Source organism: Streptomyces sp. NPDC104307 (assembly GCF_055584045.1).
Genome location: NZ_JBVJMU010000001.1, coordinates 1,155,769 through 1,181,208 on the forward strand (window position 1 = coordinate 1,155,769; position 25,440 = coordinate 1,181,208).

The window sequence follows — 25,440 nt, forward strand, 5'->3', positions numbered from 1 at the left end:
AGGGCGGCTTCAAGCATGGTCCCGGCGGACCACACGGCAGTGCCCCGGCCCGCGCGCGTTGAACGCGCGCGGGCCGGGGCCGTTTCAGGCCGGGTCGGAGGAGATCAGCCCAGGCTCCACTGCTGGTTCGCCCCGCCGTTGCAGGACCACAGTTCCAGCGCGGCGCCGTTGACGTTCCCCGCAGGCTTGTCGCCACCCGTGACATCGAGGCACAGGCCCGACTGCGTGCCGGTGATGGTTCCGTTCGCGTTGAGTTTCCACTGCTGGTTGGCTCCGCCGTTGCACGTCCACAGCTGCACCGGCGTGCCCCTGGTGGTCCCCTTCTCGTAGGCGTCAAGGCACTGCGAGCCGTTGTAGAGCCGCAGCTCACCGGCGGCGGTGAGCGTCACGGCCTGGTTGGGGCGCCCGTTGCAGTCCCAGATCTCGATCTTGGTGCCCGGCGCCGTCTCAGCGCCCTCCGCGTCCAGGCAGCGCTTGGACGAGGCGCTGATCAGGGGGTGCGTCGTTCCGGTGCTGCTGCCGGTGCCGGCCGAGACCCGGTACATGACCGTGCCGTGCGCGGGCACCGACGCGCTGATCGTGCCGCTCGTGGACGACACCGCCTTGGTCCACAGGTTCGCGAGTCTGTACGAGGACGCTGCCGGCAGCCCGGCCGCGGCGGCCGTGGTGCTGACCGTGGCGGCGGAGCCGTTCTCGTTGGTGAGCGTGACCGACCGGTCCCCGTTGGCCAGTTGCTTGGACATCACGACGTGTCCGGCGGAGGAGGAGACGACGGAGCCCTGCTTGCCCAGCGGGTCCTGGTCGACGGCGATGACGTCGGTGTTCTCCAGGATGGTGAACGTCTCCGGGCTCGCGGTGCGGATGTCGCTCCCGATGAGCAGGGGCGCGGCCATCTGTGACCAGAGGCTGAAGTGGGTGCGGTATTCCGTGTCGGTCATGCCCCCGTTGCCGACCTCCAGCATGTCCGGGTCGTTCCAGGCACCGGGCTTGGCGTACTGCGCCCGTGGCTGGTTCTTGTGGGCTATCTCGATCATCTTGGACCAGGTGTCGTTGATGTCTCCGGTGGTGCGCCAGGAGTTGCCGATGTCCGGTGCCCAGTTCCAGGGTGAGTTGGAGCCCCACTCGCAGATGCTGTAGAGGATCGGACGGCCGGTGGCCTTCAGCGCGTCACCCATCGTCTTGTACCGGGTCTTGGCGTCGGCGCCGGTGTTGTTGCAGTTGTCGTACTTCAGGTAGTCCACGCCCCAGGAGGCCCACTGGTCGGCGTCCTGCTTCTCGTGCCCGAGGCCGCCGGGGAAACCGTTGTCCGCACAGGTCTTGGTGCCCGCGCTGGAGTAGAGGCCGAACTTCAGGCCCTTGGAGTGGACGTAGTCCGCGACGGCCTTGATGCCGTTCGGGAAGCGCGCCGGGTCGGCGACCAGGTTGCCGGCGGCGTTCCGCGAGGGCAGCGCCCAGCAGTCGTCGAGGTTGACGTAGGTGTAACCGGCGGCCTTGAGGCCCTTGGAGACGAAGAGGTCAGCGATGCCCTTGACCATCGCCTCGTTGAACTGCGATCCGCAGCCGGTGGTGTTCCAGTTGTTGAACCCCATCTGCGGGGTCCGGGCGAGGCCGTTCTCGACCGCGGCGGCCTGCGGCGCGGCCGCCACGGTGGCGGCCTGCACGCCGACGGTGACTCCCGAGGTCACCGCGGCCGCGCCGGCCAGGCCGCCGACGGTCAGCGTGAAGGATGCGACCGAAGCCGCGAAGCGTCGTCTGAAACCATGCCGTTCGTTGGACATGTACGGCTCCTGAGGATTGTCCCGCGAGAGTGTGGGCTGGGCGATGACAAGTTCGTGGGCGGTGGTGCGCTCCCACCGCTTCCTGGCACGAGCTCGTCAGGAGGTGGCGAATGTGATGTCGGAGGTGTGTTCCCTGATGTCGATCAAGGCATCCGAGGCCTTCTCGATCAGTTCGCCGTTGACCGTCAGGTCCCCCTCCCCGTTGTGGCGGCGTTGGACGCTCCGTTGATACGGACTCCTGTTCCTGTTCCTGGGGCAATAGGACAGGTCAGCCGCGGTTCCACTTCTGGTTGGCGGCTCCGCTGCACGGCCAGATGATCACCTGAGTGCCGTTCGTCGTGCCGCGGTCGTACGCGTCCAGGCACGTGCCGGACGCCACGTTGACGATCGAACCGCTGGACATGACACGCCACCTCTGACTCGTCGCGTTGGTGCAGTCCGTGATGACGACGGCGCTTCCGTCGGCGCTCGCCCCGTCGCGGACGTCCAGGCACTCGGTGGGATAGACCCTGAGCTGGTTGGAAACCGTGGAGGCCCAGGTCTGGTTGGCGCCGCCGTTGCAGTCCCACAGTGCCGGCCGGGTTCCGTTGCCCGTCTCGTTGTTGGGTACGTCCAGGCAGCGCCCGGACTCCTGGCCCTTCAGCGCTCCGGTCGCGGCGCCGCGTGCCCACTTCTGCTGGGCTCCGCCGTCGCAGCCACGGATCACGAGTGCCGTACCGGACGCGGTCCCGTGGTCACGAGCCTCCAGGCACTTGGCGGAGGCCGGGTTGACCACAGAGCCGTCGTCCTTCACGGTCCACTGCTGGGCGCCGGTGTTGTTGCAGTCCCAGATCTGGACCACCGTCCCGTCCTCGGTCGACGCGCCGTCGACGTCCAGGCACTTGCCGGGAAACACGCGGAGCTGCTTGGCCGGGTTCTGCGTCCAGAGCTGGTTGCTGTCGCCGTTGCAGTCCGCGAGCCGGACGTCGGTCCCGTTGGTCTGCGTACCGTTCGGCACGTCGACGCACAGGCCGGACTCCTGGCCCTTGAGCACCCCGTCGGTATCGGAGGAGCCGCAGGTCGTCATCCCCTCCGTGTAGGGGCACAGGACCGAGGCGAAGCCGCCATTGTGCTGCATCGCCACGGACAGGGTGTCCGTGCGGGAGACCACGCTGGTCTCGCGTACGAGCGGGCCGGAGCCGTCGCGGACGGTCTCCAGGAGCCACCGGCCGTCGCCGAGGAAGCCGAGCGGTGTCTGGAACTTCTTCGCGGCCTCGGACGAGATGCCGCCGACGTACCACTTGGCGCCCGCCCGGCGAGCCAGGTAGGCGTCCTCGCCGGGGGTGCCGGCGAGAAGCCGCGTCTCGTCCCAGGCCGTCGGGAGCTGATCGAGGATGCGCAGCGCCTCTGGGCGTGACTGGTAGCTCTCGGGGTTGTCCGCGTAGTGCTGCCAGCCCGACTCGAACACCACGGCGGTCGCCAGCTCATGGGCGTCGGTGGTGTCCCGGTTGCTCATGCTGAAGACGACGGGTGTGAAGTCCATGCTGGAGATGACGTTGCGGGTGAACGGGAGCACGGTGTTGCGGGCGGCCCGGTTGTTCTGCTGTTCCGCGCCGTAGACCGCCTCACCCGTCATGACATGCGGCCAGGTCCGCTGCATGCCACGCTCCGTGGCAGAACCGTGGAAGTTGACCAGCAGCTTGAGCTGGGCGGTCTGGGCGAGCACGGTGTCGTACCACTTGAGGGTGGGCTGGGTGTACTCGTAGCTGAAGTCGATCTTCACTCCCGCCACGCCCCAGCTCTTGACGAGGGGCAGCCACTTGTCACGCTGCTCGGCCGTCTGGAGGCCGGAGGAGTTGAACCAGGCGATCACCTTGACGCCCCGGGCGTCGGCGTACTTCACGAGGTCCGGCATCCAGCTGGACTGCCAGCCCTCGTCGACCAGTACGTAGCCCCAGCCGTGGTGCTGGGCGAAGTCGATGTACTTGCGCTGGCGGGCGGGGTCCGAAGGGCTTGAGTGCTCGGTCAGCCAGGACCAGGCGGATGCGCCCGGCTTGATCCACGAGGTGTCGCTCACCTTGGACGGCTGCGCGAGGTCGTCCACGATCGTGGATTCGGTGACGCTTGCCAGGTCCCCGACGGCGGCGGTGCGCCACGGCGTGGCCAGCGGCAGCGCCGCGGTGACGGGAGCGTTTGTGATCGAGGTGCTGTAGGTCCCGGACCCCGCCCGGTGGGTCAGGCGGCTGCCGGCGTAACGGCCGTCGATGTCCGTCTCGGCCAGCAGCGCGTAACTCGAACCGACCTGGAACAGAGCGGGTACGGCGTAGTCGTTGGCCGGAGCGCCGCCCGCGGTCGTACTGACCCACTGTCCCTGATCCTCGCGATGGGCCGGGACCAGCCAGGCCTTCGCCGATGCCGGCACCTCCCAGGAAGACGCCTCCCGCTTGACCGTCACGCTCCCGGAACCGGGGAGGACGTACCGGTATGCGGCGCCGGTGCTCGACACCCGGACCAGGACGTCCAACCGTGCCCCGCCGGAGCCGGTGAAGGACAGGGTCGTCTCGGTGTAGTCGGTCTTCCGCGAGCGCTTCTTACCGGTTGTCATCGTGTAGGACTCGGTGACCGTGCGGTCCTTGCGCCCGGTGAAGGACAGGCCCTTCGTCAGATCGGCGGCGGTGGTCTCGACCCCGATCGGGGCGGGGTTCAGTACGGCCGTTCCCTGGCGGGACACCCCGAATCGCAGCCCCCCGCCGTCGCTTTCGAGGCTCACCTGTGCGGAGACCGGCGCATTGGCGGATGGTCCCGCGACCGTCCACGTGGTGACCGCGGCCACGGAGGCGGGAGCTGCGGAGGCTGGAGCTGCGGAGGCTGGAGCTGCGGGGAGGACAACAGCGGCCAGGGCGGTCGCCAGCACGTACGCGGCTAAGAGACGTGGACTTCTGAGCTTGCTCCTGTACATGGTGAACTCTTTCCATGGGGGGCAGTGCGGCACAGTGTGTAGACCTGTTGGATTGGCCGTCAACGGTCCGCACAGAAATGAACAGAACTCCAACAGGACTTGTCTTGTGGGCCAACTTGACTGCGCACTAGTTCACTTGAGTGGTTCTTCCGCATAGAACGGGCCCACCGCGCTTAGCCCGCCAGTAGCCCTGTCCGAGCTCCCGGCAGTACACATAGGTCAGCAGCTCGGCTCCGCCGGAAGCGACCAGGATCTGTTCGCCGAGCGCATGGGTGACGGTGATGGGCCGGCTCATGCCGGCTCCGGATCTCCTTCGGGCCCGAGGCGCCGGTCGGGCCGGTCAGCCGTCGGTCGACACACCGGAATCCAGGTTCCAGGTGACGGTGTCGGTGTGCGTCGAACCGTCGATCGAGGCAGTCACGGTGACGGTGTTGGCTCCTGAACGCAGCTTGACGCCGGTCCACTTGAAAATGCGATCGGCGCTGCTCCGCTTGCCCAGCGACGCGCCGTTGAGCACGGCGGTGACCTCCGAGGCGTTCGAGTAGACCTTCAGCTCGGTCGCGGCGTCGGTGCGCGAGGTCCAGCGACGGCTGGTGATGTAGAGAGTCGGCGCGGCGGACCAGTTGGCCTTGTACCAGTAGAAGGCGTCCTTGCGGATCTCCCGGTCGCGCGTCACCAGCCCCTTGTCGTTGATTCCGGGCCGGCTGCCCTCGTTACGCCCGTCGGAGGCGAAGTCGAACATGTTCCAGACAAACGAGCCCCAGACGAAGGGGCGCGCGGCGAACTGCTTCCAGGACGCCTCGTGCAGCAGGGCCTGATACTCCTCCGGGTGGAACGAGCCTCCTGAGCTGGGTGCGGAGGGGTTGAGCGCGTGCTGGGCGGGGTTCGCCCCCGCACCGAACTCGGAGACGGCGAAGGTCCGGCCGGGCGACGCGGCGTGCAGCTTGTCGGCCCACCCTCCCAGATCGTTGTAGGAGCCTCCGTACCAGCCGAAGTACTTGTTGTACGCCGTCGTCTCCGCGTGGCCGGCCACTCCGGCATCGTTGCCGAGGTTGTTGGCATAGGTGCTGATGCGCTCCGCGTCCTCGCTCTCAACGAGCGAGGCGAGTTGGTCAAGCAGCTTGTTGGTGGGGGTGTTGTCGCTGCGCTGCTCGTTGCCGATCCCCCAGAAGACGATCGACGGATGGTTGTAGTTCTGCCGGATCAGCTCACGCAACTGGGTCTGGGTGCTCGCCGTGAACGCGGCCGAGTCCGTGATGGCGTCCACCAGGGGAATCTCCGCCCACACCACCAATCCCGCGGCGTCCGCGAGGTCGTAGTCCTTCTGGTCGTGCTGGTAGTGCGCCATCCGCACCGCGGTGGCCCCGATCTCCTTGATGAGGGCGAAGTCCCGCTCGTGGTCGGCATCGGTGACGGCCCAGCCGGCGTCCGCCCGATCCTGGTGCAGGTTGACACCGTGCAGGTTCAGGTGGTTTCCGTTGAGCCTGAAGCCGTCCGCGGCGTCGAGGCTGAAGCTGCGCAGGCCGAGCGGCTCGGTGACCACGTCCGTGACGGTGTCGGAGGCGGCGTCCCGGATCTCGACATGGGCGCGGTACAGGTAGGGGTCGGCCAAGCCGTTCCACCGGCGCGGGTTGGCGATCGTGAGCGTCTGCACGACGTCCATGCCGCTGTTGGCCGTGAGCGTCTGCGGCGTGGTGCTCCGGTCGGCAACGACCGTGCCGTTGGCGTGGGTGACAACGGCACGCACCACCACGGAGCGGCCGGTGCTGTTGTTGTTGAACAGCGTCGCCTTCACTTCGACGGTCGCCGAGGACTCCGTGACACTGCGCTGGCGCAGATAGACCCCGGGCCCGGAGTAGTCGAGCATCCGCACCGCGAGTCTGTCGACCGCGTGCAGGCTGACGTTGCGGTAGATGCCTCCCTGGAAGGTGTAGTCCGCGCTCAGGGGGGCGATGTCGGGGTTGGGCGCGTTCGTCACCTTCACGGCCAGAACACCGCTCTTCCCTGGCGTGAAGGCGTCCGTGACGCCGAACCGGAAGCGGGAGTAGCCGCCTTTGTGCGTACCGAGGTGGACTCCGTCGACCCAGACGTCCGCGACCTGGTTGACCCCGGCGAACTGGAGGAAGAGCATCATTCCCGAGAGGTTCTCCGGAACCGTGACGCGTTTGCGGTACCAGCCGACGCCCCGGTAGTAACTTCCGCCGTCGGCGCCGTCCTGTGCGTTCCAGGTGTGCGGGACGCTCAGGGAGTCCCAGGCGCTGTCGTCGAAGCCGGGGCCCTCGGCTCCGGCGACGTCGCCCTTGTGGAACAGCCATCCGGAGTTGAGGCCGAGCCGGACGCGCCGGGCGGGCGGGGTGTAACTCTGCACCGCGGCCGAAGAGGCGGCAGCCACACCGCCCGAGGCGAACGCGGCGAGGACTCCGCCCGCCATGGTCCCCAAAACCAGTCGCCGACTTGGAAGTTCGTTCATGACGTGCCTCCGTGGAAGGTGAGGGGCTCCTGGGTGGCGCCTGCCTCACACGCACGGCGAAGGCAGCTGAGCCCGACTCAGGAAGTTCAAGGATATGAACATTCGTCTGCAGTATGAACGTTGCAGGACGTGACGGTAGGCCCGGCCAACTTGGCGGTCAACCCTGCCGAACGAGGCGATGGCACGGGACTCGGCCAAACCGAATCCCGTGCCGGAGTTCACATGAATGAACTCGGCATGCGAAATAGGCTGCCACCTGCGGCTGACTGCCAGGCCGGTGAGTGTTGATAACTGTTTCTTTGTCTTTCACCTTGACCTTAAAAGAAACACAACTGCACACTGTGCAACGCTCGTTCTCTGGGTGAAGAGCTTCTTCATCCAACGGGCCGGTACGGCCGGACTCGGCCGGCTCCCCCGACGACCGGTACCACGATCGCCGCAGGCAAGGCAGCGGGACCGACCGATCAGGCTCCTCATCACCATCACGCCGTGACCGCAACGGCATTCCCGCCCGTCAGGCCGTCCTGACCTGCGGACGGCCACGTCATCAGTGTGTTGAACGGAGAAATCTCATGTTGAGGAACCGTTGGTTGAGTGCCGCTGTCGGCGGCACTCTGTTGATGGTCGGAGTGGAACCTGCCCTGACCGGCATCCGCCCGCGCCGACCGGCGCGGGCGGACCGTCCGGCCCCTCAGGTACGCCGGCGGTTCAGCAGCCACCACGAGGTCACCAGATCCTCGGTGCGCCGCAGGTTGAGTCCGGTGAGTTCCTGGAACCGGTTCACCCGGTACCGGACGGTGTTCGGGTGCACGGCGAGCCGCACGGCGACCTCGCGCACGTCCTGGTCGTGTTCGAGGTACTCGCGCGTGGTCAGCTCGATCTCGCTGCTGGAACGCCCGGCGGCGTCGAGTGACGCCAGGTGGCGTGCGCAGAGCCCCTCGGCGGTGTGCCCATCGGAGAGTACGAGCGGTCGCGGCCCGAGGTCCGCCAGGCGTACGAGGCCCGACATGGCGAACCGCCGCGCGGTCGACAGGGCCAGCACTGCCTCGTCGAACCCGGCGCCGAGTTCGTCGAGCGGGAGCGGCGGACCGGCCGCCACCAGGTGGCCGGTGATGGATTCGGGCGCTCTCGGCGCGATGAACCCGAGTACTGACCCGACCTGGGTGAGCAGGAGCCGGTCGGCCGGCACGTGAAGGACGGCGGCGACGGAGCGGCGGACCGCGTCGGCTTCGCCGGTCGACGCGGCCTGCGCGGCGAGGGCTACGTGGTGCGCCTGGGGCGCGAGCCCGAAGAGGTGGGCGTCGCGGCTGATCCGCTCGGCCGGTAAGGTCCCGCCGAGTACACCGCTGGCGAAGGCGGAGCGGCGTTCGGCGTCGAAGTGCGCGCGCTCCAGGGCGAGATCGTGCTGGACCCGGGCGAAGATGGCGGACGCCTCGTTGGAGAACTCCCAGGTGCTGTCATGCACCGCGAGCAGGAGGTCGGGGGGCAGACCCACTTCGGCGGCGACCTCGTCCAGCAGGGCGAGCATCTCCCGGGAGCCCAGTTGGTAGCCGATGGTGAGCACGTCGAGCGGAACACCCTGGGCGGCACGCTCGACCGCGTAACCACGGAGCATTTCGCGCAGAGCCGTGTCGGGAACGCGCAGGGAGGCGAGCTCGGAGACGAGGATGTCCATGAACCGCCGGGCGGAGGACCGGATCTCCGCGTCCGGGAGCACCGCGTAACCCGGGAGGTGCCGGCGGATGAGCGTGACCAGGCGGTCCCCGAAGACGTCGTGCAGGGTGCGCAGACGCGCGACGGCGGCGATGACGGTGCGGTGGGTCGGGGCGTCGAGGGTGGCGAGGTCCGGCATGCTCCGACGTACGGGCCAGGCTGTTGGGGTCTCGTACTCCATACCGGCAGCCTACTCAGGGACCTTGTCCGGTGGAACAAAGTTGGCGCGATGAGCCCGGTGCACATTCCGTGGCCGGCAAGGAATGGCAAGGCCGCCCCGTGGCGGAGCGTGCGGCGACCTTGTTCCTGCTGCCATGCCGCACACTCTCCGGCATCGGAGGGAGCTCTCCTGCGGCCCGTCCGCCGCGTGGGAGCCGCGCCGCATCCGATGGTGCCCCGGCCGGCGGCCGGGGCACCGGGATCCGGATCAGCCCCGGTCCCAGCTCCACTTCTGGTTCGCCGCGCCGTTGCAGGTCCACAACTGCAGCTCGGTGCCGTTCGCGGTCTTGGCTCCCTTCACGTCCAGGCACAGCCCGGACTTCTGGGCGACGATGGTGCCGTCACTCTTCACGGTCCACTTCTGGGACGTCCCGCCGTGGCAGTCCCACTGCGAGACCTTCGTTCCGGGGGCGGTTCCGTTCTCGAAGACGTCCAGGCACTCCGTGGCGCCCATGGTGCGCAGTTCACCGGTGGAGGTCGGTGAGATCTGCTGGTTGAGGCCGCCGTTGCAGTCCCAGATCTGCTCCTTGGTACCGGGGAGGTAGACGTTGCCGCCGTCGGTGTCGACGCACTTGCCGGACTGGGCGCTGACCAGAGCGCCGGTACCACCCGTCCCGGAGGTGGGGACCGCCGCGATGAGGGCTACTCCGCCGGGGGCCACGCTTGTGGTGTAGGTGCTGACGGTCCCCAGCGGCTTGTCGTTGTTGATCACGTCGGTGATCTTCGCCGAGCCGCTGAGCCCGAGCTGGGCCAGCGGAAGGCTGAAGGTGTGGCTGGAAGAGGTGTCTGTGTTGAACACACCGATGTACCAGGTGCCGTTCTTCTCCCGCTTGGCGAAGACCTGCTCATTGCCGCTCTTGATGACCCGGGCGGCGGGAATGCCGTCCTGGTCGATCGCGATGAGCTTCTTGTTGGCCAGCAGCGCCTTGTCGCCCGGGTCGAGATGTGTCAGGTCGGCACCCAGCATGTACTGGGAGGCGGCCAGCGCCCACAGCGCCATGTTCGTCTGCCGCTGGGGCGGTGTGATGCCGTCGTTGTCGCCGTTGCCGACACCGAAGGAGTCCAGGTCGTTCCATCCCCCCTTCGTCGCGTACGGCTGGTACTTGGCCGCGTCGTCGAATCGCTTGGACACGTTCGCCCAGCTGGTGAGCGGGAAGCTCTGGCCCTTGGGACTGGCGCCGATGTCACCGTCGATCCGCCAGGAGTTCGACAGCTCGGACCAGGTGGAGGACGCGGACAGGCTGGCGGACAGGTTGAGGGCGATCGGACGGCCGGTCTTGCCCAAGGCCTTGGACCAGGCCCTGACGTCGCCCGTCTTCGACGGACCGACTCCGTCCAGTTTCAGGTAGTCCACGCCCCAGCCGGCGAACTGGTCCGCCCAGGAGTCGATGAACTCCTGCGCCCCGGGCTTGCTGAAGTCGATGTTGCGCATGCCCTTGCAGTTGAAGTTGCTCGCGCTGCTCGACGTGGCGATCTGGTCCGCGGTGTACGACGTGCCCTTGATCTTCGTCTTCTTGGCCACCGCCTGGGCGGAGATGCCCGGCGTCACGTACAGGCCGAACTTCAGCCCCTTGCCGTGCACGTAGTCCGCGAGGGCTTCCATGCCGTCCTTGGAGCCGCTGCCCGGGAACAGTGATCCGTCGGTCACCCAGCGGCCGTTGGCGTCCACGTCGGGCCCCTGGCTCCCGGGGCACTTGTACCAGAAGTCGTCCATGTTGGCGTAGTTGTAGCCGAGGTCCTTGAGCCCGCTGGAGACGAGGGCGTCGACCTGTGCCTTGAACTTCCCCGCGGTGGGGTCCCGCTGCAGGAAACCCCAGCCGCTCCAGCCCATCAGGGGCGCGTCGGCCGCTATTCCGTTGTCCAGCATCGGCGCCGCGTCCGCCGCCGGGGCCTGCTCCGTCTGCGACCCGAACGCCTGTGGCGCCGCCAGTCCGGTGCCCACGGTGAGGGCCAGCGCCAGCACCATCCATCGAGGTTTCATGTGTCCTCATCCTCTTTTCCTGGTTGCGGGTGTCGTTTCGGAGGTTTCGCGCACCGCCCCCTGCCGGGTCTCAGCCCTTGCCGGCTCCGAGGGAGAGTCCCGAGATGAACTGCTTCTGCAGCAGGACGTAGACCACCAGCGTCGGGATCGCGGCGATCATCGCGCCGGCGGCGATGAGGTTCTGGTTGCTCACGAACTGCCCCTGGAGGTTGGCCAGCGCGGAAGTGACCGGGCGTTTGTCGCCGGACGACATCAGCGTGATGGCCCAGAAGAAGTCGTTGTAGATCCAGGTCGTCAGCAACGTGGCCAGGGCGGCCAGCGCCGGACGGCACAACGGGAGCGTGAGGCGCCAGAAGCGGGTCCACAGGCTTGTTCCGTCCACCAGTGCCGCCTCGTACATCTCCCCGGGGATCGACTTCATGTAGTTGCTGAGCACGAAGACGCAGAACCCCAGCTGGAAGGCCACGTTGATGGTGATGAGACCGAAGGCGGAGTTGTACATCAGGCCGCTGTCGCTGAGGAACGAGGGCAGCGGGATCTTCAGGTACATCCGGAACAGCGGAGTGATGATCACCTGCTGGGGCAGCAGGTTCCCCGCCGTGAACAGGATGAGCAGGGCGACGTTCACCTTGATGTTCACCCGGGTCAGGACGAAGGCCGCACCGGCGGCCAGGGCGAGCACGATGACGACCGCCGGCACCGTGATCACGAGGGAGTTCCAGAAGAACCGGCCCATGTTCGCCTGGGACCACGCGTCACCGAAGTTGCTCAGCGTCAGGCTGTGCGGCAGCGAGACGTATCCGTGCTTGCGGGTGTCGGCGTACGGACGGACCGCGATGTACAGCGCGAACAGGATCGGCAGCAGCCACAGCACGGACGCGCTGACCAGGAAGACCTGCGAGAGGACCTGGCCCCGCGGTCGCGCCGGCCGGACTTCGCGCGCCGGTGTCGCGGCCCTCGGCAGCGTCGTCGGACTCACTGTGTTCCCTCCCTGCGGAACGTCTGACGGAGGAAGAGGCAGATCGGCACCAGCGAGATCAGGAGCAGTACGACACCGAGTGCGGAGCCGAAGCCGACCCGCTGGGTCTCACCGACGATGTTGGAGGTCACCAGGACCGACAGCAGCTCCAGGCCGTTGATGCCCTTGTTGGTGATGTAGACGAGGTCGAAGGCGCGGAGCGACTCGATGACGGTGATCACCATGATGACGACGTTGATCGGTCTCATCACGGGGAAGACGACCCGCCAGAACGTCTGCCAGGCGTTGGCACCGTCCATCCGGGCGGCCTCGCGAAGGGTCGGGTCGACGGCTTTCAGGCCCGCGAGGTACAGGACCATCACGTATCCCGCCTGCCGCCAGGTGGCCTCCACGAGAACGGCCCACAGGTTCAGGTCCGGGTCGCCGAGCCAGTCGATGGCGTTGTTGTCCCCGGCGCGGCCGATGACGGTGTTGATCACGCCGTAGTTCTGCGAGTACATGAACTCCCAGATGATGCCGACAAGTGCCAGCGAGAGCATGACCGGCAGGAACAGGATGCTCTGGTACATCCGGCTGCCGCTGATACCGCGGTCGATGACGACCGCGAACACCATCCCGAGCGGGGTGGCGATCACGACGAACACCGCGAGCCAGATGAAGTTGTGCTGGACCGCGGGCCAGAACTCCGGGTAGTTGGTGGCGGCCTGGTGGTAGTTCTGGACGCCGTTCACACACCCGTTGTTCAGGATGGCGGGCAGGGCCGGGTCGCATGCCTTGGTGTGCAGGTCACCGACGCCGTTCCACCGGGTGAACGACAGCAGTACGGTGCCGAGCGCCGGGGCCCAGACGAAGGCCAGGCTGAGCAGCAGGGGGATGCCGAGCATCAGGACGACGACGACGCGGTCGTGGGTGTTGAGGTGCCGCAGGCGCCGCGGCCTCCGGCGCTTGCGCCGGGCGGGCGGGCGGCCGGGCGGCGCCGGCAGACGGTGGGTGCGGGTGACGGTGCTCATCCGGTGTAGATCGCCTTCGCCTGGGACTCGGCGTTCTTCTGCAGGGACGCGATGCCGCTGGTGCTGGGGTCGCCGACGAACTTCTGGATCAGCGAGATCATCGCGGTGGCCATGGCGGGATCGGCGTCCCGGTCCATGAACTGGCCCACGGCCTTGCACTTGGCGATCTCGGCCACCGACTTCTTCTGGATGGCGTTGTACGTCGGCACCTTCAGCCCCTTGGCCAGACCGACGTCCCACTGATCGGACTTGAGGTACTCGGCCTCGGCCGCGCCCGTGCCGATGTACTCCAGGACGGCCTTGGCCGCAGCGGGGTTCTTCGCCTTGCTGCTCAGCATGAAGCCGTCGGCGGGCGCGTCCATGTAGTCCTGGCCCCACTTCGCATTGATCGCGGGGAAGGGGAAGAAGTCCAGGTCGGCCAGGTCCGCCTTGTCACTGACGAACTGCGCGGCCACCTGGTTGGTGCCCTGGAACATCATCCCGGCCTTCTTGGACTCCAGCGTCTTGGCCGCGTCCTGCCAGGTCCGGCCGTTCGCGCCGCTCTGCACGTAGGGCATCATCTCCGCCCAGTGCTGGAAGACCGTGTTCACACCCTGATCGGTCCACGCGATCTCGTGCTTCATCAACTTGACGTGATAGTCGTAGCCGTTGATCCGCATGTTGAGGATGTCGAACGTGCCCAGGGCCGGCCAGCCGTCCTTCTCGCCGAACGCGATGGGGATGAGGCCGTCGGACTTCATCTTCCTGCACAGCGCGAGGTACGCGTCCCACGTGGTCGGCACCGTGTAGCCGTTCTTCTTGAACAGGCTCTTGCTGTAGAAGACAACCCACGGGTAGTTGTACAGGGGCACAAGGTACTGATGGCCGTCGAGGCCGGTGGAGAGCTCCTTGGCGACCGGGCCGAAGTTGCCGCCGATCTTCTCCCAGACCTCATCGAGCGGCGCGGCGAGTCCCTGCGCCGCGAAGTACTGCATGCGGTATCCGGCGAACCAGGTGAAGAGGTCGTCCGGTGTGCCCTGCAGATAGCTGGTGATGTTCTGCTGGAAGGAGTTGTGGTCAACGGTGTTGATCTTGAGCTTCACCTTGGTCGACGCCGTCGCGGAACCGGTCAGCGCGGCGAACGCCTCCTTGGTCGCCGGGTCGGAGTTGTTCGATCCGAAGGTGACCGTGCTGCCCGCCACCGGGCCCGACGACTTGCCCGGGTCGCTGGACTCCGAGTCATCTCCACAGGCAGCGAGCAGACCACCGGCGGCCACGGTCAGTCCGGCGGCGCCCACGCCCCTGAGCAGAGTCCTGCGTGTGTGGGTGGGCGGGACGACGCCTCTGTCCGGGTCGACAGCCGACATGATGCCTCCATGGCGTGAATGATGTGAGCCGAGGGACGGTGGTCCGGGAATGCGGCCGGAACGGATCTCACCTGCACCGCCCAGCCGTTTCCAACAGAAGCCACCAATTTGCAACGCAATCGATCGCTGGCGTAGTTCTACGCCCGTCCCGCAACGGCGTCTACGTTCCCGGCCACAAACAACTTTGGATGTCGACACGGCCGGCCGACGGGCCGCCGGAGCAACTCCACACAACCCGCCTCGATGCACGCCGGGCGCCAAGTCCTCGCCTCAGAAGGCACTTTGACGCATGCCCCAGGGAGAAACGCGCCGAACCGGCGCACCGGCACAGACCAGCCCGCCCCACGTGTTAGTTCTTGTGCGGACGGAGACGGGTGGCCATGACACGGCTCCACCGGAGGGCCGACGGGACCCGCCGGCCCCGCAAACCACTCCGCCTCCCCCGCCTCCCCCGGCGGCTCAGGAACGAGCGGTGCGGTCCCGGTCGGGAGTGTGGAGGTAGGCGATCGCCATGTCGCCGAGTTCGTCGGCGTACCGGCGCAGGGCAGCCTCGCCGGCGGCGGGGTCGGGGCGCACCGAGTTGTGGAAGCAGGCACCGAGGAGGGCGCGGGCCGCCGTGTCGAGTGCCGCCTGCGGGTCCGAGCGCCGGATCTGGCCGGCGTAGGGGGCTGCGGCTTCGACCAGGAGGCGGTGGATCTCGGTGATGGCATGGGCCCCTCGGTCCACCGCCTTGACACCCCGTGCGCGCAGCAGCTCGGGAAAGAGCTTGTTGCCTTCGGCGAAGGACTCCAGCAGGGCGTGCGCGTAGGTGTCCATGATGCCGCGGAGCGACGGCTCCGCCGCGCGCAGCCGTTCGGCGACGTAGGCCTCGCGGCGTTCCAGCATCCGCTCGACCAGGGCAGTGACCAGCTGGTCCTTGTCGTCGAAGCGACGGTAGATCGTGCCGACCGAGACACCGGCGCGTTCCGCGACACCGGTGATCGTCATTTCCTCCAGGCCGGCCGAGGAAGCGATCTCCTCGGCCGCCTGCAGTACGCGAGCCAGTGTCGCAACGCTGCGCGCCTGCCGGGGCTCTCGGTAGAGCGGTGCGCGATCTGGCTCCTCGGTCATGTCACGCATGGTATCGGCGGCGGTCCCAGCCGGTTCTCTTGACAAGTCGCTCACTCCTGCGCCTACCCTAACGCGAACATGAATTCACATTCACATTTCGTGGAGGTTCGAGAATGACAGACACCCGGACGTCGTCGCCCGTGACCGTGACCCTTGCGTCAGGACCCACGGGTGGGAGCATCGACGACTTCGAGCTGTTCTACGCCCGCCGCGCCCTTGAGCGCTTCAGGACGCGGCTGGGGCGCCAGGGGCTGCTCGACCTGCTGGCCGAGGACATCGAGGCGGGCAATGCCTTCCTGCGCGAAAGCGCGCGTACCTCGGAGGGCGTCTTCAAGTCGGGCACGACGGTGCTCACGACGCAGGGCATCGCTTCGGGCGAGTTCCTGGCCTGGATGGACGAGGCGTTCGCCGGCGATGAGGGCCCACTCCTCGCGGCGCACCCCGAGCACTACGTGATGGGCACCGATTCCGTCGGAGCGCGCGTGGTGGAGAACATCGGTCCGCACGTCGCCGACTTCTACATGGGCGGCTGGGGAACGGAAGCCCTGGCCTGGGCCAAGGACGCGGAGGAACTCCTCCCGGAGTCCGATTTCCCGCGCAAGATGTCCTCGAACCTCTTCCTGGCCGACGGCACGGTCGTCGGGCGGGCGCTGATCCAGTTCGGTGACACCGCGGAAGGCTTCACGGCGAACCTGACGGTCTACTTCCCCGCCACGTGCCCGGACGAGGTCCTGGAGCACCACCTCCGGCACTACGCCGTCGAGTTCAGGAACTGGATCGTCGCCGCAGCGGCTGCCCGCGCCTGAGGAAGCGCGTTCCGGACACGCCCTGGCGCCGCGGATGCGGACCGGGCAGCCGTACGGACCGCATGAGCGAACTGCGCGGGCGCTGGGACGCGGTCAGTGGGCACCGGGCTTGGCGGCGATCCGCTCCACTACGGCGTCGAGGTCGGAGCGGGACCACCAGGAACCGTCCCTCATCACCCCGGCGATCGCGCGGAGGGCTGTGTGGCTCGCCAGCGGATCCTCGTCGAGAAGCACCAGATCGGCGGCCATACCCGGCGCGACGCGGCCGAAGTCGCCTTCCTCCCCGAGGAACCTGGCCGGCTCGGTCGTTGTCATCCGCAGGATGGTCAGCGGGTCGAGTCCGGCTTCGGCGAGATGGTCGAACTCGTCGTGGAGAGCGAAGCCCGGGATGATTCCGGCAGCCCCGCACGCGTCCGTCCCCGCGACCATCGGCACGCCGGCATCGGCGAAGGTCCTGGTCATCCGCAGCTGCGCGGCCCAGTGGTTGTGCAGGGCATTGCGGGTGGTGTCGGGGAGCCTGGAGAACTTCTTCACCGACTTGTCCCAGGTGCGCAGCTCTTCCGGGGCCATGTACCGGCGCCTCGGGTTTTCGGTGTGTTCCGGCGAGTCGCCGAACTGCTGGGTGTGGACCCGGATCAGGGTCGGACACTGCCAGGTGGTGTGTTCGACGAACAGGGCGGCCAGTTCCTCCGCCTTCTGCTGGTCGTAGGAGCCGTCGGCCAGCTCGTAGGCGTGTGCTTCCCCTTCGGACGTGCTGGTCGCGGGGTTCGTGACCATCCCCTTGATCAGCTTCATCGCCAGCCTGTCCGCGCCGGGGATCTTGACCCTGGGGATCGGCGGGAGCTTGCGGGTGGGGTTGCCCGCGCGAACCTCGCTCTCCTTGGAGGAGGCCGCGGCGAACACGGTGACTCCGGGGCCGAGGTGCTCGATCGACCACACCCCGGCGCGTGCGGCCTCCCGGGGGTCGAGGTCGGCGGGCAGGTGGCCACCGAGACGGATGCCGAGGCGGTTGGCCTCCTGGAGAGCTGCCAGGAAGGTCTCGCGGGTCGTCATGCCCGCCTTGACGAAGTCGGCGCCGTCCCGGTGCTGTTCGCGTACGGCCCGCACCGCGCCTTCGACGGTGCTCGCGTTCAGCGGGGTCAGCAGGTCACCGGCTGTCGCCCTGAGCGCCGGCGCACCCGTCGGCCGCGGCAGCGTGCCCTGGCTCCGGGACTTCAGCAGCGCCCTGTTTCCCGACATCTGACGGAAGCCGACGACGCCGTTGGCGAGCATCAGCGCGTAGGTGCCGTCGACGTCCTTCGGAGTGTTCAGGGCGTGCATGTGCATGTCCATGAGCCCCGGGACGACGAACCGGCCCCGCCCCTCCACCACGTGCGCGCCCTCGGCCGGCCCGCCGGTCGCCGTCACGGACGTGATCCGGTTCCCTTCGACCACCACGTCCTGACCGGGGGTGCGGCGCCCGTCCAGCGGATCGACCACGGTGACATCCGTGACCAGCACCCGCCCGTTGACCGTGGACGGCTCGACGTACCTGCTCATGTCTCTCCTTGGTGCCATACGACTTCGGGGGCTTCGGGCTTCGGACTACGGCCTTCGGACGGCCGTCACCCCGTGAACAGCCGGTGGGCGTTGCGGGTGGTGAGGTCTCGCCAGGTGTCGGTGGCGGACGGCTGCGCCGCCGCGTCGACGGACGCGATCTGGGCGAGCGCACCTTCGGCGGGTGTCCAGCAGTAGTCGCTGCCGTACAGGAGGCGCTCGGTGCCGAACGCGGCGTCCAGGGCCGGAACCTGGCGGGGGAAGGGCGTCCCGGCCATGTCGTACCAGACGCGGCCGAGCTCCTCCAGGGCACTGGGCGCGTCCTTGGAGCCGTCGCGGAACACGGCACTGAACATGTCGATGCGGTCGGCGAGCAGCGGCAGTGCTCCCCCGCCGTGGGTCAGCACCCAGCGAATCCGCGGAAAGCGGGTGAACACCCCGCGCAGGAGCAGGTCGCTCGCGGTGCGGGCGGTGTCGAAGAGGAACTCCAGCATCGGCCGCGGCCGGCCCAGCGAGACGTCATCGGCGTGGGGCGGGGAGGTGGGGTGGACGAAGACGAGGGCTCCGCGGCGGTCGAGGTCCTCCCACAGCGGTTCGAAGCGCGGGTCGCCGAGGTAGCTGCCGTGGTGGTTGGTCTCCACGGCGACCCCGTCCGCACCCAGTACGCCGAGGGCGTGGGCGGTTTCGGCGAGCGAGCCCTCGACGTCGGGCAGCGGCAGGGAGGCGAAGTGACCGAACCGCTGCGGATGCTCGCGGCGGACCCCGGCGGCGAACTCGTTGACCTCCCGTGCCAGGACGCGGGCCGCGACGTCGTCCCCGAAGTGCACGCCCGGGGAGGAGATCGATACGTAGGACTTCTCGATTCCCGAGCGGTCCATCAGGTCGAGGTGCTGTTCGACGCTCCACGTGGGCCAGCCGGGCATTCCGTCGGGGTGTTCGATCCCGGCGGACCGGGCCGCTGCGACGTAGCTGTCGGTGACGAAGTGGGCGTGGACGTCGATGAGACCGGTCGGGGTCATGTGGGGCTCCCTGGATGTGCGGGTCCGTACCTGAGCCAGCGTAGGAAGGCGGCCGTAAGGTGGAATGAGTGATGCCAATGAATGGAACGCCGGGTTCGGACGGCAGCGCTCAGCCACGCCGCGGCAGGAAGCCGGTCGAGGGCCGGCCGGTCGTCGACCGGGCGTTCGCCCTGCTCAGCACGTTCGACAGCGACCACCGCGCGCTGTCCCTCGCCGGACTCGCCCGGCGAAGCGGCATCCCCCGCAGCAGCGCGCTGCGACTCGCCCGCACCCTCGTCCGCCTGGGCGCGCTGGAACGTCTCGATGACGGCCGCTACGTCGTGGGGCTGCGGTTGCTGGAGACGGCGTCCCTGGCGCCGCGCGGCCACGGGCTGCGGTCCGTGGCCATGCCCTTCATGGAAGACCTCTTCCATGTCACGCGGCAGCACGTGCTGCTCGCCGTGCGCGAGCAGCAGGAGGCACTGCTCGTCGAACGGCTCTCTGCGCTCGATGCCAGTCCCGTGCAATACCGCGTGGGAGGCCGGCTTCCGCTCACGTCCACCGGTGCCGGGCTCGTGCTGCTCGCGTACGCTCCGGCGGCCGTCCAGGACCACGCCATCGCCGCCTACGAGCCGGGAGAGGGCCATGACGACATCGTCACCTCCGCTGACCTGCGACGCATGCTCGCGGAGGTACGGCGTGGTGACCACGCCTACGGCCGGCAGAGTCGTCCGTGGCCGCGGAGCACCGTGGCCGCGCCGGTACGGGACGGCCATGAGGTGGTGGCGGCATTGTCGGTGGTCGGGCCCAGTACCGGCTTCTCGGAGGCGGGCTACGGACCGGCCGTGCGGGCGACGGCCCGTGCGATCTCCCGCCGGCTGGAGGAGGAAGGACAGCGGGCGGCGCGTCCCGGCGGCACTCACGCCTCTCCGTGACGGAAGCGAGGTCCGGCCGGCGCAGAAGACCACCAGCCGCGGGCCGGGCCACCGACGTGAAGCTGCCCGTCCGACGCCCGGCGACGGCTGCGGGCCCGCGCGCGCCGCCCGCCGGGGCTGCCCGAGGGAGTGCGTGGTTGTCGGCGGTGACAGCCGGCTGCGAGCGGTACCGCCGCAGCCGGCAGGTGGTCGCGCGGCGAGGGCCTGAGCCGCTCGCCGCACCGCGGAGAGCTACGTGGCCTGGATCGCCTTGAGGAATCCGACCTTCCCCGCCTCGGTGTGCCGACGCAGGACGTTCGTCTTCATGTCGGGGTGGTGTTCGGCGTTCGGCTCGGGCACCGAGGGGTTGCCGGCCCAGGACATCAGCCGGCAGACACGGTGCCGGATCCGCCACCCCTGCTCGGTCCGGACCAGTTCGTCGTCGTACCAGCCGGTCCCCTGCCACGTCGGGCCGCCGTCGGCCGCCTCACGCACGAGCAGCCAATTGCCGTAACTGAAGGCATGCGCCTTGTCGCCGTCGACATGGACCAGGTGACCCATCATCGTGTGCTGATGCCCGTCCAGCCCCGCGTGGAACTCGGCAAAAGAGCGCTTGAAGGTGTCGAGTCCCTGCCAGGCATTTCCGGCCGGCCCGAACTCGGCCGTCACATCCTCCGTGAAGACACGATCGAACAAGTCCCATTGGTGGGCGTCGAGCGCGAAGCCGTAGAGGTTCATGACTTCGATGATGGCGGCCTTGTCGTGTTCAACCATGATTGCGCTCCTCATCCTCACAAGTCACCGGTGGGGCACTCTCGACGCCCGTTGTGGGTACGCGCCTGTCGGCGATCGGGCTGATCTCAGCAGCGTCGGCGCATGGAGCGCGGCGCACGAGGTGCGCCCCGCCTCCCCTTTGCCGGCGAGGCGCGGTCTCCACCATCCGCCCTCGGACGCAATGCCCTACAGCCGCGTGCGGTACGGGTCGCGAGTCGACCACCGAGTGACGGCGTGGCGGCCCGTTGGCCCGCCGGTTCGGCATCCGAATTACCTTCCGTCACTTCCAACGACGGCTCAAGGCCGACGAAAGGGGTGGCGGACGTGGGCACCATCATCAGGAGCCATGGAGAAACTGTCAACACTTCATGTCCTCTGGGCTACATCACCCGGATACCTCTCTCGGAGCCATCCGGGAGTGCAGGCAACAGACCAGAACCACGAGCCCACATTCCGCGCAACGGAAAACCTGACGCCACCTGAGCTGGAGCCGACTCGAAGGGTGAGCTCCGGACGAGGTCGCCGCATCGATCACTATCGGTGCACCACACATGGCCGAGAATAAGCGTGCTCCAAATGTTGACACTTTCGAGAGTGGCTTCTACGGTGCGATCAGGGCGACCACCCTGTCCGCCGGGCGACGGGCAGTGGGGCGCCGCAATCGATCCACGCCGGCAACACCAGCGGCAGGCCGGGTGGCTCGACTCTCCACCGGACCGCTCCCCCGGCAACCGGGCGACCGCCCCGGTGCCGCCTCGGACGACGACTGCCAACAGGCATCCGGGCGCCGGATGCCGGATGCCGGATGCCGGATGCCGGATGCCGGTTGCCGGTTGCCGGTTGCCGGTTGCCGCAGATCAGACCTTCAACTGCACCGGGGCCGAGAGTTCACACCGGCACACGCGCGACCACATGCGCGAGCGAACCCTCGTCCGCGAGAACCGATCACAGGAGATATCGACGATGGCTGCGACTGACCACACGTCCGAGACGCTGACGAAGATCCTCGACAGGGTCCGGGCGCTCGGGCCGGACCTGAGGAAGCGCGCGCTCGCCGCGGAACGCGCGGGCCGGCTTCCCGACGAGACCATCGCCGATCTGGATGCCACCGGAGCGTTCGACATCGGCAGTCCCGCGGAGTTCGGCGGCTACGAGTTGACCGTGCGGCAGCAGTTGGACGTCGTCTCCGAGGTGTCCAAGTGGGACGGCTCGTGCGGATGGACCGTATGGGTGGGGGCCTCGACGAACTGGATTCCCGCCGGTTCGGGGGCTCATGTGGTCGAGGAGGTCTTCGGCCCCGCGTGGGTCGGGCCGAGGGTCGCCGCCTCAAGCCACTTCCCGGCCTCCAAGGGTCGTGCACAGCGGGTCGAGGGTGGCTGGACCATCTCCGGCGGCCCCTGGACGTTCGGCAGCGACTCGCTCTGGGCCCCCTTCACCAACCTCGGCTGCATCGCCGATGACGGCGACGGCCCCTACCTGGTGGGCGTTCAGGTCCCGCGCGACGAAATCCGATTCCTCGACGACTGGCAGGTCGCAGGCATGCGCGCCACCGGCAGTGTGTCCATCACGCTCGCAGAGGACCAGCTCTTCGTTCCGGAGCACCGCGGCGTCGACTTCCGGCACGTCGTCGGCGGCTCCCTCGACAACGGCCTCAAGGGTGCCCTCTGGAAGGCGCCTTCCCTCGGCTGGGCGTTCAGCCTCATGGCGGGGATGTCCATCGGCCTCGCCCAAGGTGCGCTGGACAGATTCCTCGAACGCGCCGCCGGCCGGCCCCTGCGCGGCACGACGTACAAGAATCAGCTGGAAGCACCTCTCACACACTTGATGCTCACAGAGGTTCATTCCAAGATCCGCTCAGCGACGTTGCTGACCCGCGCCAACGCCGATGAGACCGACCGGCTCGGAGCACTCGCCGCCGCCGGGACGCCGGCCGAACCCGAATACATGCAGATGTTCAGTGCGCGCGTCCTCGCCGAGACGGCCTACGCGGCCAAATGGTGCGCGGAGGCGATCGAACTGCTCCAGCGGAACTCCGGATCGACCGCGATCATGGAAAGTGAGCCCATTCAGCGGGCCTGGCGGGACGCTCGGGTCATCACCCTGCACGGAGCCCTCAACCTCGAAGCCCTGTCCGAGAACTACGGAAGGCTGATGGCGGGATCCCAGCCGCACAAGTTCGAGGGGATCACCACCCTGGACCGCTTCGCGCCGGTTGCTCCGAAGGCCGGCTGAGGTTCGCGCACGGACGGCCACAGCGGTCGCGATCGAGCCTGTCCGTACCGGAGTCCCTCAACCCGCCCCGGGCGCGACACCTCCCGGCCGCTCCGGCCCGTCGATCGCTCCGTCATCGGCCCGCCCCCTCGCCATGGGCGGTGGCCCGCTGGGCCGGCACGAGCACGCTCTGCACCGCGGGCCCGACGAGCGCGATCAGCCGCTCACGCTCCACCCCGGTGAGCGTGGGGACACCGACCACTCGCCGCCCCACCACGAGCCCGACGAGCATCGATGACACGACGCCCACCCGGAGCGTCAGCTCCGCGTCGGCGGGGCGCGACGCCGACGCGTCGACGAGCAGCCGTTCCTGGAGGAACTCACGCAGTTGCTCGTTCGCCTGATCGTTGGCGATGGCGCCCCGGAGCATCGCCATGAGTGGCTCCGAGCTCCGGGCGTCCTCCTCCCACACCGCGAGGAAGGCGCGGACGACGCGCTCGCCCAGTCCGTCGTCCGCCCCCTCGAACGCGGCGCTGAAGCGCGTCAACGCGTCCGCCGGAACCGACATGACGGCGGCGAACAGCTCGTTCTTCGACCGGAAGAACTGCATGACCAGCGATGCGTCCACCCCTGCGTCCGCAGCGACCCGGCGGATCGTGGTCGCCGTGAAGCCATCGGCTGCGAAACGTGCGCGGGCCGCGGCGAGGATCGCCTGCCGCGTCGTGTTCGCTCCCGGCCGGCGTCCGAGGCGAGCGGTGGCGGCGGGACTCGTATGCGCGGTCATGCCCCAAAACTACCCTCGCCCAGGATCTCAACAGCTGTTGAGATCCTGCGCAGGCGGACGTACGCTCGCATCGTGGACAGAGCCGGTCCACAGACGCAGAGATGCGAGGAGCTCACCATGAGTGATGTCCAGAAGGTGTTCACCCCCTCCCAGCCACTGGAGCCGGGTGCCCGGTACGGGGTTCTGAGCGAGTACGAGCCCGGCACCCGCACGCTGGAAGCGGGCTTTCGGATCGCCCCGCCGTTCAAACCACTCCCCCTCGACATCGTGCTCGACAAGGACGTTCCGGTCACACTGCGCGACGGCGTCACGATCAACGTCGACGTTTTTCGTCCCGCGGGCGCGGAACGGGTGCCGGTCATTGTGGCGTGGAGCCCGTACGGGAAGGGCCAGGGCTCGTCCGCCAGCGTGATGGGCATCTTCGGCATGGTCGGACTCGACAACGGGATCGTCTCGGGTCTGGAGAAGTTCGAGGGCCCCGACCCGGCGTACTGGTGTGCGCAGGGCTATGCGATCTGCAACCCGGACATCCGGGGCGTGGCCAACTGCGAGGGCGACAGCGTCCTGTGGGACCGGCAGGAGGGGCGCGACTGCTACGACCTCATCGAGTGGCTCGGCGTCCAGGACTGGTGCACCGGCAAGGTCGCCATGAGTGGCACCTCCTACCTCGCGGTCTCGCAGTGGTTCACCGCGGCCGAACAGCCTCCGCACCTGGCGGCGATCAACCCGTGGGAGGGCGTGAGCGATGTCTACCGCGACCTGGTGATGCGCGGCGGCATCCCCGACACCGGCTTCGCCCGCCAGCTTCAGGAGAACAGCTTCTACGGCAACGGCCAGAAGGAAGACATCCTCGCGGAGGCCGACCGCTACCCCCTGGTGAACGGCTTGTGGGAGAACAAGATCCCGCTCTTCGACCGGATCGACGTGCCCGCGTACGTCGTCGCGAGCTACTCCAACACGCTGCACACCGCAGGCACCTTCCGCGCCTGGCGGCGGATGGAGTCCGAGCAGAAGTGGCTGCGCGTCCACAACAGCCAGGAATGGCCCGACTACTACGACCGGGCGAACGTGGAGGACCTGCGCCGGTTCTTCGATCACTTCCTCAAGGGCGCGGACAACGGGTGGGAGCAGACGCCACGGGTGCGTTACTCCCTCCTCGACCTACAGGGCGGCGACCGGGTGAACATCCCGGCGCAGGAGTTCCCGCCGGCCGATGTCACGCCGGTGAAGTACTACCTCGACGGCCGCTCACGGACCCTGGGGACCGCGGTGCCCGACACCGGGGCGACGGCGGGGTACGCCGTCGGGGCCAACCCGGACACGGTGTCGTTCGTGACGCGCTTCGACCAGGAGACCGTTCTCGTGGGCTACCCGAAGGCGCACCTGTGGGTCGAGGCCGAAGGCGCGGACGACATGGACCTGTTCCTTCTCGTCCAGAAGCTCAACGCGTTCGGCACGCCTCTGCAGCAGTTCACCGTGCTCAACCAGGGCGCGATGATCCAGGACGTCACCGAGCGAGGTGCCTCGATCCTTCGCTACAAGGGGACGGACGGACGGCTGCGCGTCTCCATGCGGCGTCTGGACGAGACGCTGTCGACGGACGATGTTCCCGCCCACAGCTTCGACAAGGTCGAGAAGCTCTCGCCCGGCGAGGTCGTCGATGTCGAGATCGACCTGCTCCCGGTCGGGCTCACCTTCCACCCGGGCGAACAGCTGCGTCTCGTCATCAGCAGCCGGTCGCTCCTGGGCACGATGATGCCCGGAATCCGCGAGTACACCACCACGTTCGGCGGACGGCACATCGTCCACACCGGGGGCGACCGCGCGTCGTACGTGCGGCTTCCGGTCAAGCCCGCGTGACCGAGGCGGTCTG

General features: G+C 68.1%; 17 protein-coding genes. 4 read left to right on the forward strand and 13 right to left on the reverse strand.

Annotated features, from left to right (window positions below; all coding sequences use genetic code 11):
• Window positions 1–104 precede the first annotated feature (104 nt).
• The 9 genes from ACZ601_RS04750 to ACZ601_RS04790 form a co-directional block, all read right to left on the reverse strand.
• Entirely contained in the window at window positions 105–1,778 is a 1,674-nt protein-coding gene (locus tag ACZ601_RS04750) for a glycoside hydrolase family 27 protein (RefSeq protein ID WP_469532925.1), read from the reverse strand.
• A gap of 268 nt (window positions 1,779–2,046) precedes the next feature.
• Entirely contained in the window at window positions 2,047–4,716 is a 2,670-nt protein-coding gene (locus tag ACZ601_RS04755) for a ricin-type beta-trefoil lectin domain protein (RefSeq protein ID WP_469532928.1), read from the reverse strand.
• A 340-nt stretch (window positions 4,717–5,056) separates the two neighbouring features.
• A complete protein-coding gene (locus tag ACZ601_RS04760; RefSeq protein WP_469532931.1) occupies window positions 5,057–7,186 on the reverse strand; it encodes a glycoside hydrolase family 2 protein in 2,130 nt (709 codons plus the stop codon).
• A 691-nt stretch (window positions 7,187–7,877) separates the two neighbouring features.
• Entirely contained in the window at window positions 7,878–9,080 is a 1,203-nt protein-coding gene (locus tag ACZ601_RS04765; protein ID WP_469532933.1) for a PucR family transcriptional regulator, read from the reverse strand.
• Between the two features lie 246 nt (window positions 9,081–9,326).
• The gene (locus tag ACZ601_RS04770; RefSeq protein WP_469532936.1) at window positions 9,327–11,099 is read right to left on the reverse strand and encodes a glycoside hydrolase family 27 protein; all 1,773 of its coding nucleotides are present in this window, start codon (window positions 11,097–11,099) and stop codon (window positions 9,327–9,329) included.
• A 70-nt stretch (window positions 11,100–11,169) separates the two neighbouring features.
• Window positions 11,170–12,078, reverse strand: coding sequence for a carbohydrate ABC transporter permease (locus ACZ601_RS04775; protein WP_469532939.1), 909 nt, complete (start codon window positions 12,076–12,078; stop codon window positions 11,170–11,172).
• Window positions 12,075–13,088 carry a carbohydrate ABC transporter permease gene (locus ACZ601_RS04780; RefSeq protein ID WP_440576412.1) on the reverse strand — a complete coding sequence of 338 codons (1,014 nt, stop codon included), beginning with the start codon at window positions 13,086–13,088 and terminating at the stop codon, window positions 12,075–12,077. The genes ACZ601_RS04775 and ACZ601_RS04780 overlap by 4 nt, the downstream gene beginning before the upstream one ends.
• The gene (locus ACZ601_RS04785; protein WP_469533869.1) at window positions 13,085–14,344 is read right to left on the reverse strand and encodes an ABC transporter substrate-binding protein; all 1,260 of its coding nucleotides are present in this window, start codon (window positions 14,342–14,344) and stop codon (window positions 13,085–13,087) included. The genes ACZ601_RS04780 and ACZ601_RS04785 overlap by 4 nt, the downstream gene beginning before the upstream one ends.
• Window positions 14,345–14,893: 549 nt before the next feature.
• Complete coding sequence (locus ACZ601_RS04790; RefSeq protein ID WP_469532941.1) at window positions 14,894–15,544, reverse strand: TetR/AcrR family transcriptional regulator; 651 nt, start codon at window positions 15,542–15,544, stop codon at window positions 14,894–14,896.
• Between the two features lie 113 nt (window positions 15,545–15,657).
• Between ACZ601_RS04790 and ACZ601_RS04795 the strand changes: the two genes are divergently transcribed.
• Window positions 15,658–16,350, forward strand: coding sequence for a hypothetical protein (locus ACZ601_RS04795; protein ID WP_440574455.1), 693 nt, complete (start codon window positions 15,658–15,660; stop codon window positions 16,348–16,350).
• Between the two features lie 93 nt (window positions 16,351–16,443).
• Here ACZ601_RS04795 and ACZ601_RS04800 read toward each other — a convergent pair whose 3' ends face one another.
• Both ACZ601_RS04800 and ACZ601_RS04805 read right to left on the reverse strand, forming a co-directional pair.
• Entirely contained in the window at window positions 16,444–17,889 is a 1,446-nt protein-coding gene (locus ACZ601_RS04800; protein ID WP_469532944.1) for an amidohydrolase family protein, read from the reverse strand.
• A 65-nt stretch (window positions 17,890–17,954) separates the two neighbouring features.
• Window positions 17,955–18,905: an amidohydrolase family protein gene (locus tag ACZ601_RS04805; protein ID WP_469532947.1), complete on the reverse strand. Its 951-nt coding sequence runs from the start codon at window positions 18,903–18,905 to the stop codon at window positions 17,955–17,957.
• A 77-nt stretch (window positions 18,906–18,982) separates the two neighbouring features.
• On the opposite strand from ACZ601_RS04805, the gene ACZ601_RS04810 reads away from it, so the two are divergent.
• Window positions 18,983–19,819 carry an IclR family transcriptional regulator gene (locus tag ACZ601_RS04810; RefSeq protein WP_469532949.1) on the forward strand — a complete coding sequence of 279 codons (837 nt, stop codon included), beginning with the start codon at window positions 18,983–18,985 and terminating at the stop codon, window positions 19,817–19,819.
• 231 nt (window positions 19,820–20,050) lie between these two features.
• On the opposite strand, the gene ACZ601_RS04815 is transcribed toward ACZ601_RS04810, so the two are convergent.
• Entirely contained in the window at window positions 20,051–20,572 is a 522-nt protein-coding gene (locus tag ACZ601_RS04815; protein ID WP_440574452.1) for a nuclear transport factor 2 family protein, read from the reverse strand.
• 963 nt (window positions 20,573–21,535) lie between these two features.
• Here ACZ601_RS04815 and ACZ601_RS04820 point away from each other — a divergent pair.
• Window positions 21,536–22,804 (forward strand): acyl-CoA dehydrogenase family protein, encoded by a 1,269-nt coding sequence (locus tag ACZ601_RS04820; protein WP_469532953.1) that lies wholly within the window; start codon window positions 21,536–21,538, stop codon window positions 22,802–22,804.
• Between the two features lie 112 nt (window positions 22,805–22,916).
• Here the strand turns inward: ACZ601_RS04820 and ACZ601_RS04825 are convergent, their stop codons facing one another.
• Window positions 22,917–23,567 (reverse strand): TetR/AcrR family transcriptional regulator, encoded by a 651-nt coding sequence (locus tag ACZ601_RS04825; RefSeq protein ID WP_469532956.1) that lies wholly within the window; start codon window positions 23,565–23,567, stop codon window positions 22,917–22,919.
• 117 nt (window positions 23,568–23,684) lie between these two features.
• Here ACZ601_RS04825 and ACZ601_RS04830 point away from each other — a divergent pair, with 117 nt between their 5' ends.
• Window positions 23,685–25,427: a CocE/NonD family hydrolase gene (locus ACZ601_RS04830; RefSeq protein WP_469532959.1), complete on the forward strand. Its 1,743-nt coding sequence runs from the start codon at window positions 23,685–23,687 to the stop codon at window positions 25,425–25,427.
• Window positions 25,428–25,440: the final 13 nt, after the last annotated feature.

Coding starts and splice junctions, on each gene's coding strand:
- ACZ601_RS04750 (WP_469532925.1), bottom strand. CDS start 1,778: ATGTCCAACGAACGGCATGGTTTCAGACGACGCTTCGCGGCTTCGGTC.
- ACZ601_RS04805 (WP_469532947.1), bottom strand. CDS start 18,905: ATGACCCCGACCGGTCTCATCGACGTCCACGCCCACTTCGTCACCGAC.
- ACZ601_RS04765 (WP_469532933.1), bottom strand. CDS start 9,080: ATGGAGTACGAGACCCCAACAGCCTGGCCCGTACGTCGGAGCATGCCG.
- ACZ601_RS04815 (WP_440574452.1), bottom strand. CDS start 20,572: ATGGTTGAACACGACAAGGCCGCCATCATCGAAGTCATGAACCTCTAC.
- ACZ601_RS04755 (WP_469532928.1), bottom strand. CDS start 4,716: ATGTACAGGAGCAAGCTCAGAAGTCCACGTCTCTTAGCCGCGTACGTG.
- ACZ601_RS04800 (WP_469532944.1), bottom strand. CDS start 17,889: ATGAGCAGGTACGTCGAGCCGTCCACGGTCAACGGGCGGGTGCTGGTC.
- ACZ601_RS04790 (WP_469532941.1), bottom strand. CDS start 15,544: ATGACCGAGGAGCCAGATCGCGCACCGCTCTACCGAGAGCCCCGGCAG.
- ACZ601_RS04780 (WP_440576412.1), bottom strand. CDS start 13,088: ATGAGCACCGTCACCCGCACCCACCGTCTGCCGGCGCCGCCCGGCCGC.
- ACZ601_RS04770 (WP_469532936.1), bottom strand. CDS start 11,099: ATGAAACCTCGATGGATGGTGCTGGCGCTGGCCCTCACCGTGGGCACC.
- ACZ601_RS04795 (WP_440574455.1), top strand. CDS start 15,658: ATGACAGACACCCGGACGTCGTCGCCCGTGACCGTGACCCTTGCGTCA.
- ACZ601_RS04810 (WP_469532949.1), top strand. CDS start 18,983: ATGAATGGAACGCCGGGTTCGGACGGCAGCGCTCAGCCACGCCGCGGC.
- ACZ601_RS04830 (WP_469532959.1), top strand. CDS start 23,685: ATGAGTGATGTCCAGAAGGTGTTCACCCCCTCCCAGCCACTGGAGCCG.
- ACZ601_RS04825 (WP_469532956.1), bottom strand. CDS start 23,567: ATGACCGCGCATACGAGTCCCGCCGCCACCGCTCGCCTCGGACGCCGG.
- ACZ601_RS04820 (WP_469532953.1), top strand. CDS start 21,536: ATGGCTGCGACTGACCACACGTCCGAGACGCTGACGAAGATCCTCGAC.
- ACZ601_RS04760 (WP_469532931.1), bottom strand. CDS start 7,186: ATGAACGAACTTCCAAGTCGGCGACTGGTTTTGGGGACCATGGCGGGC.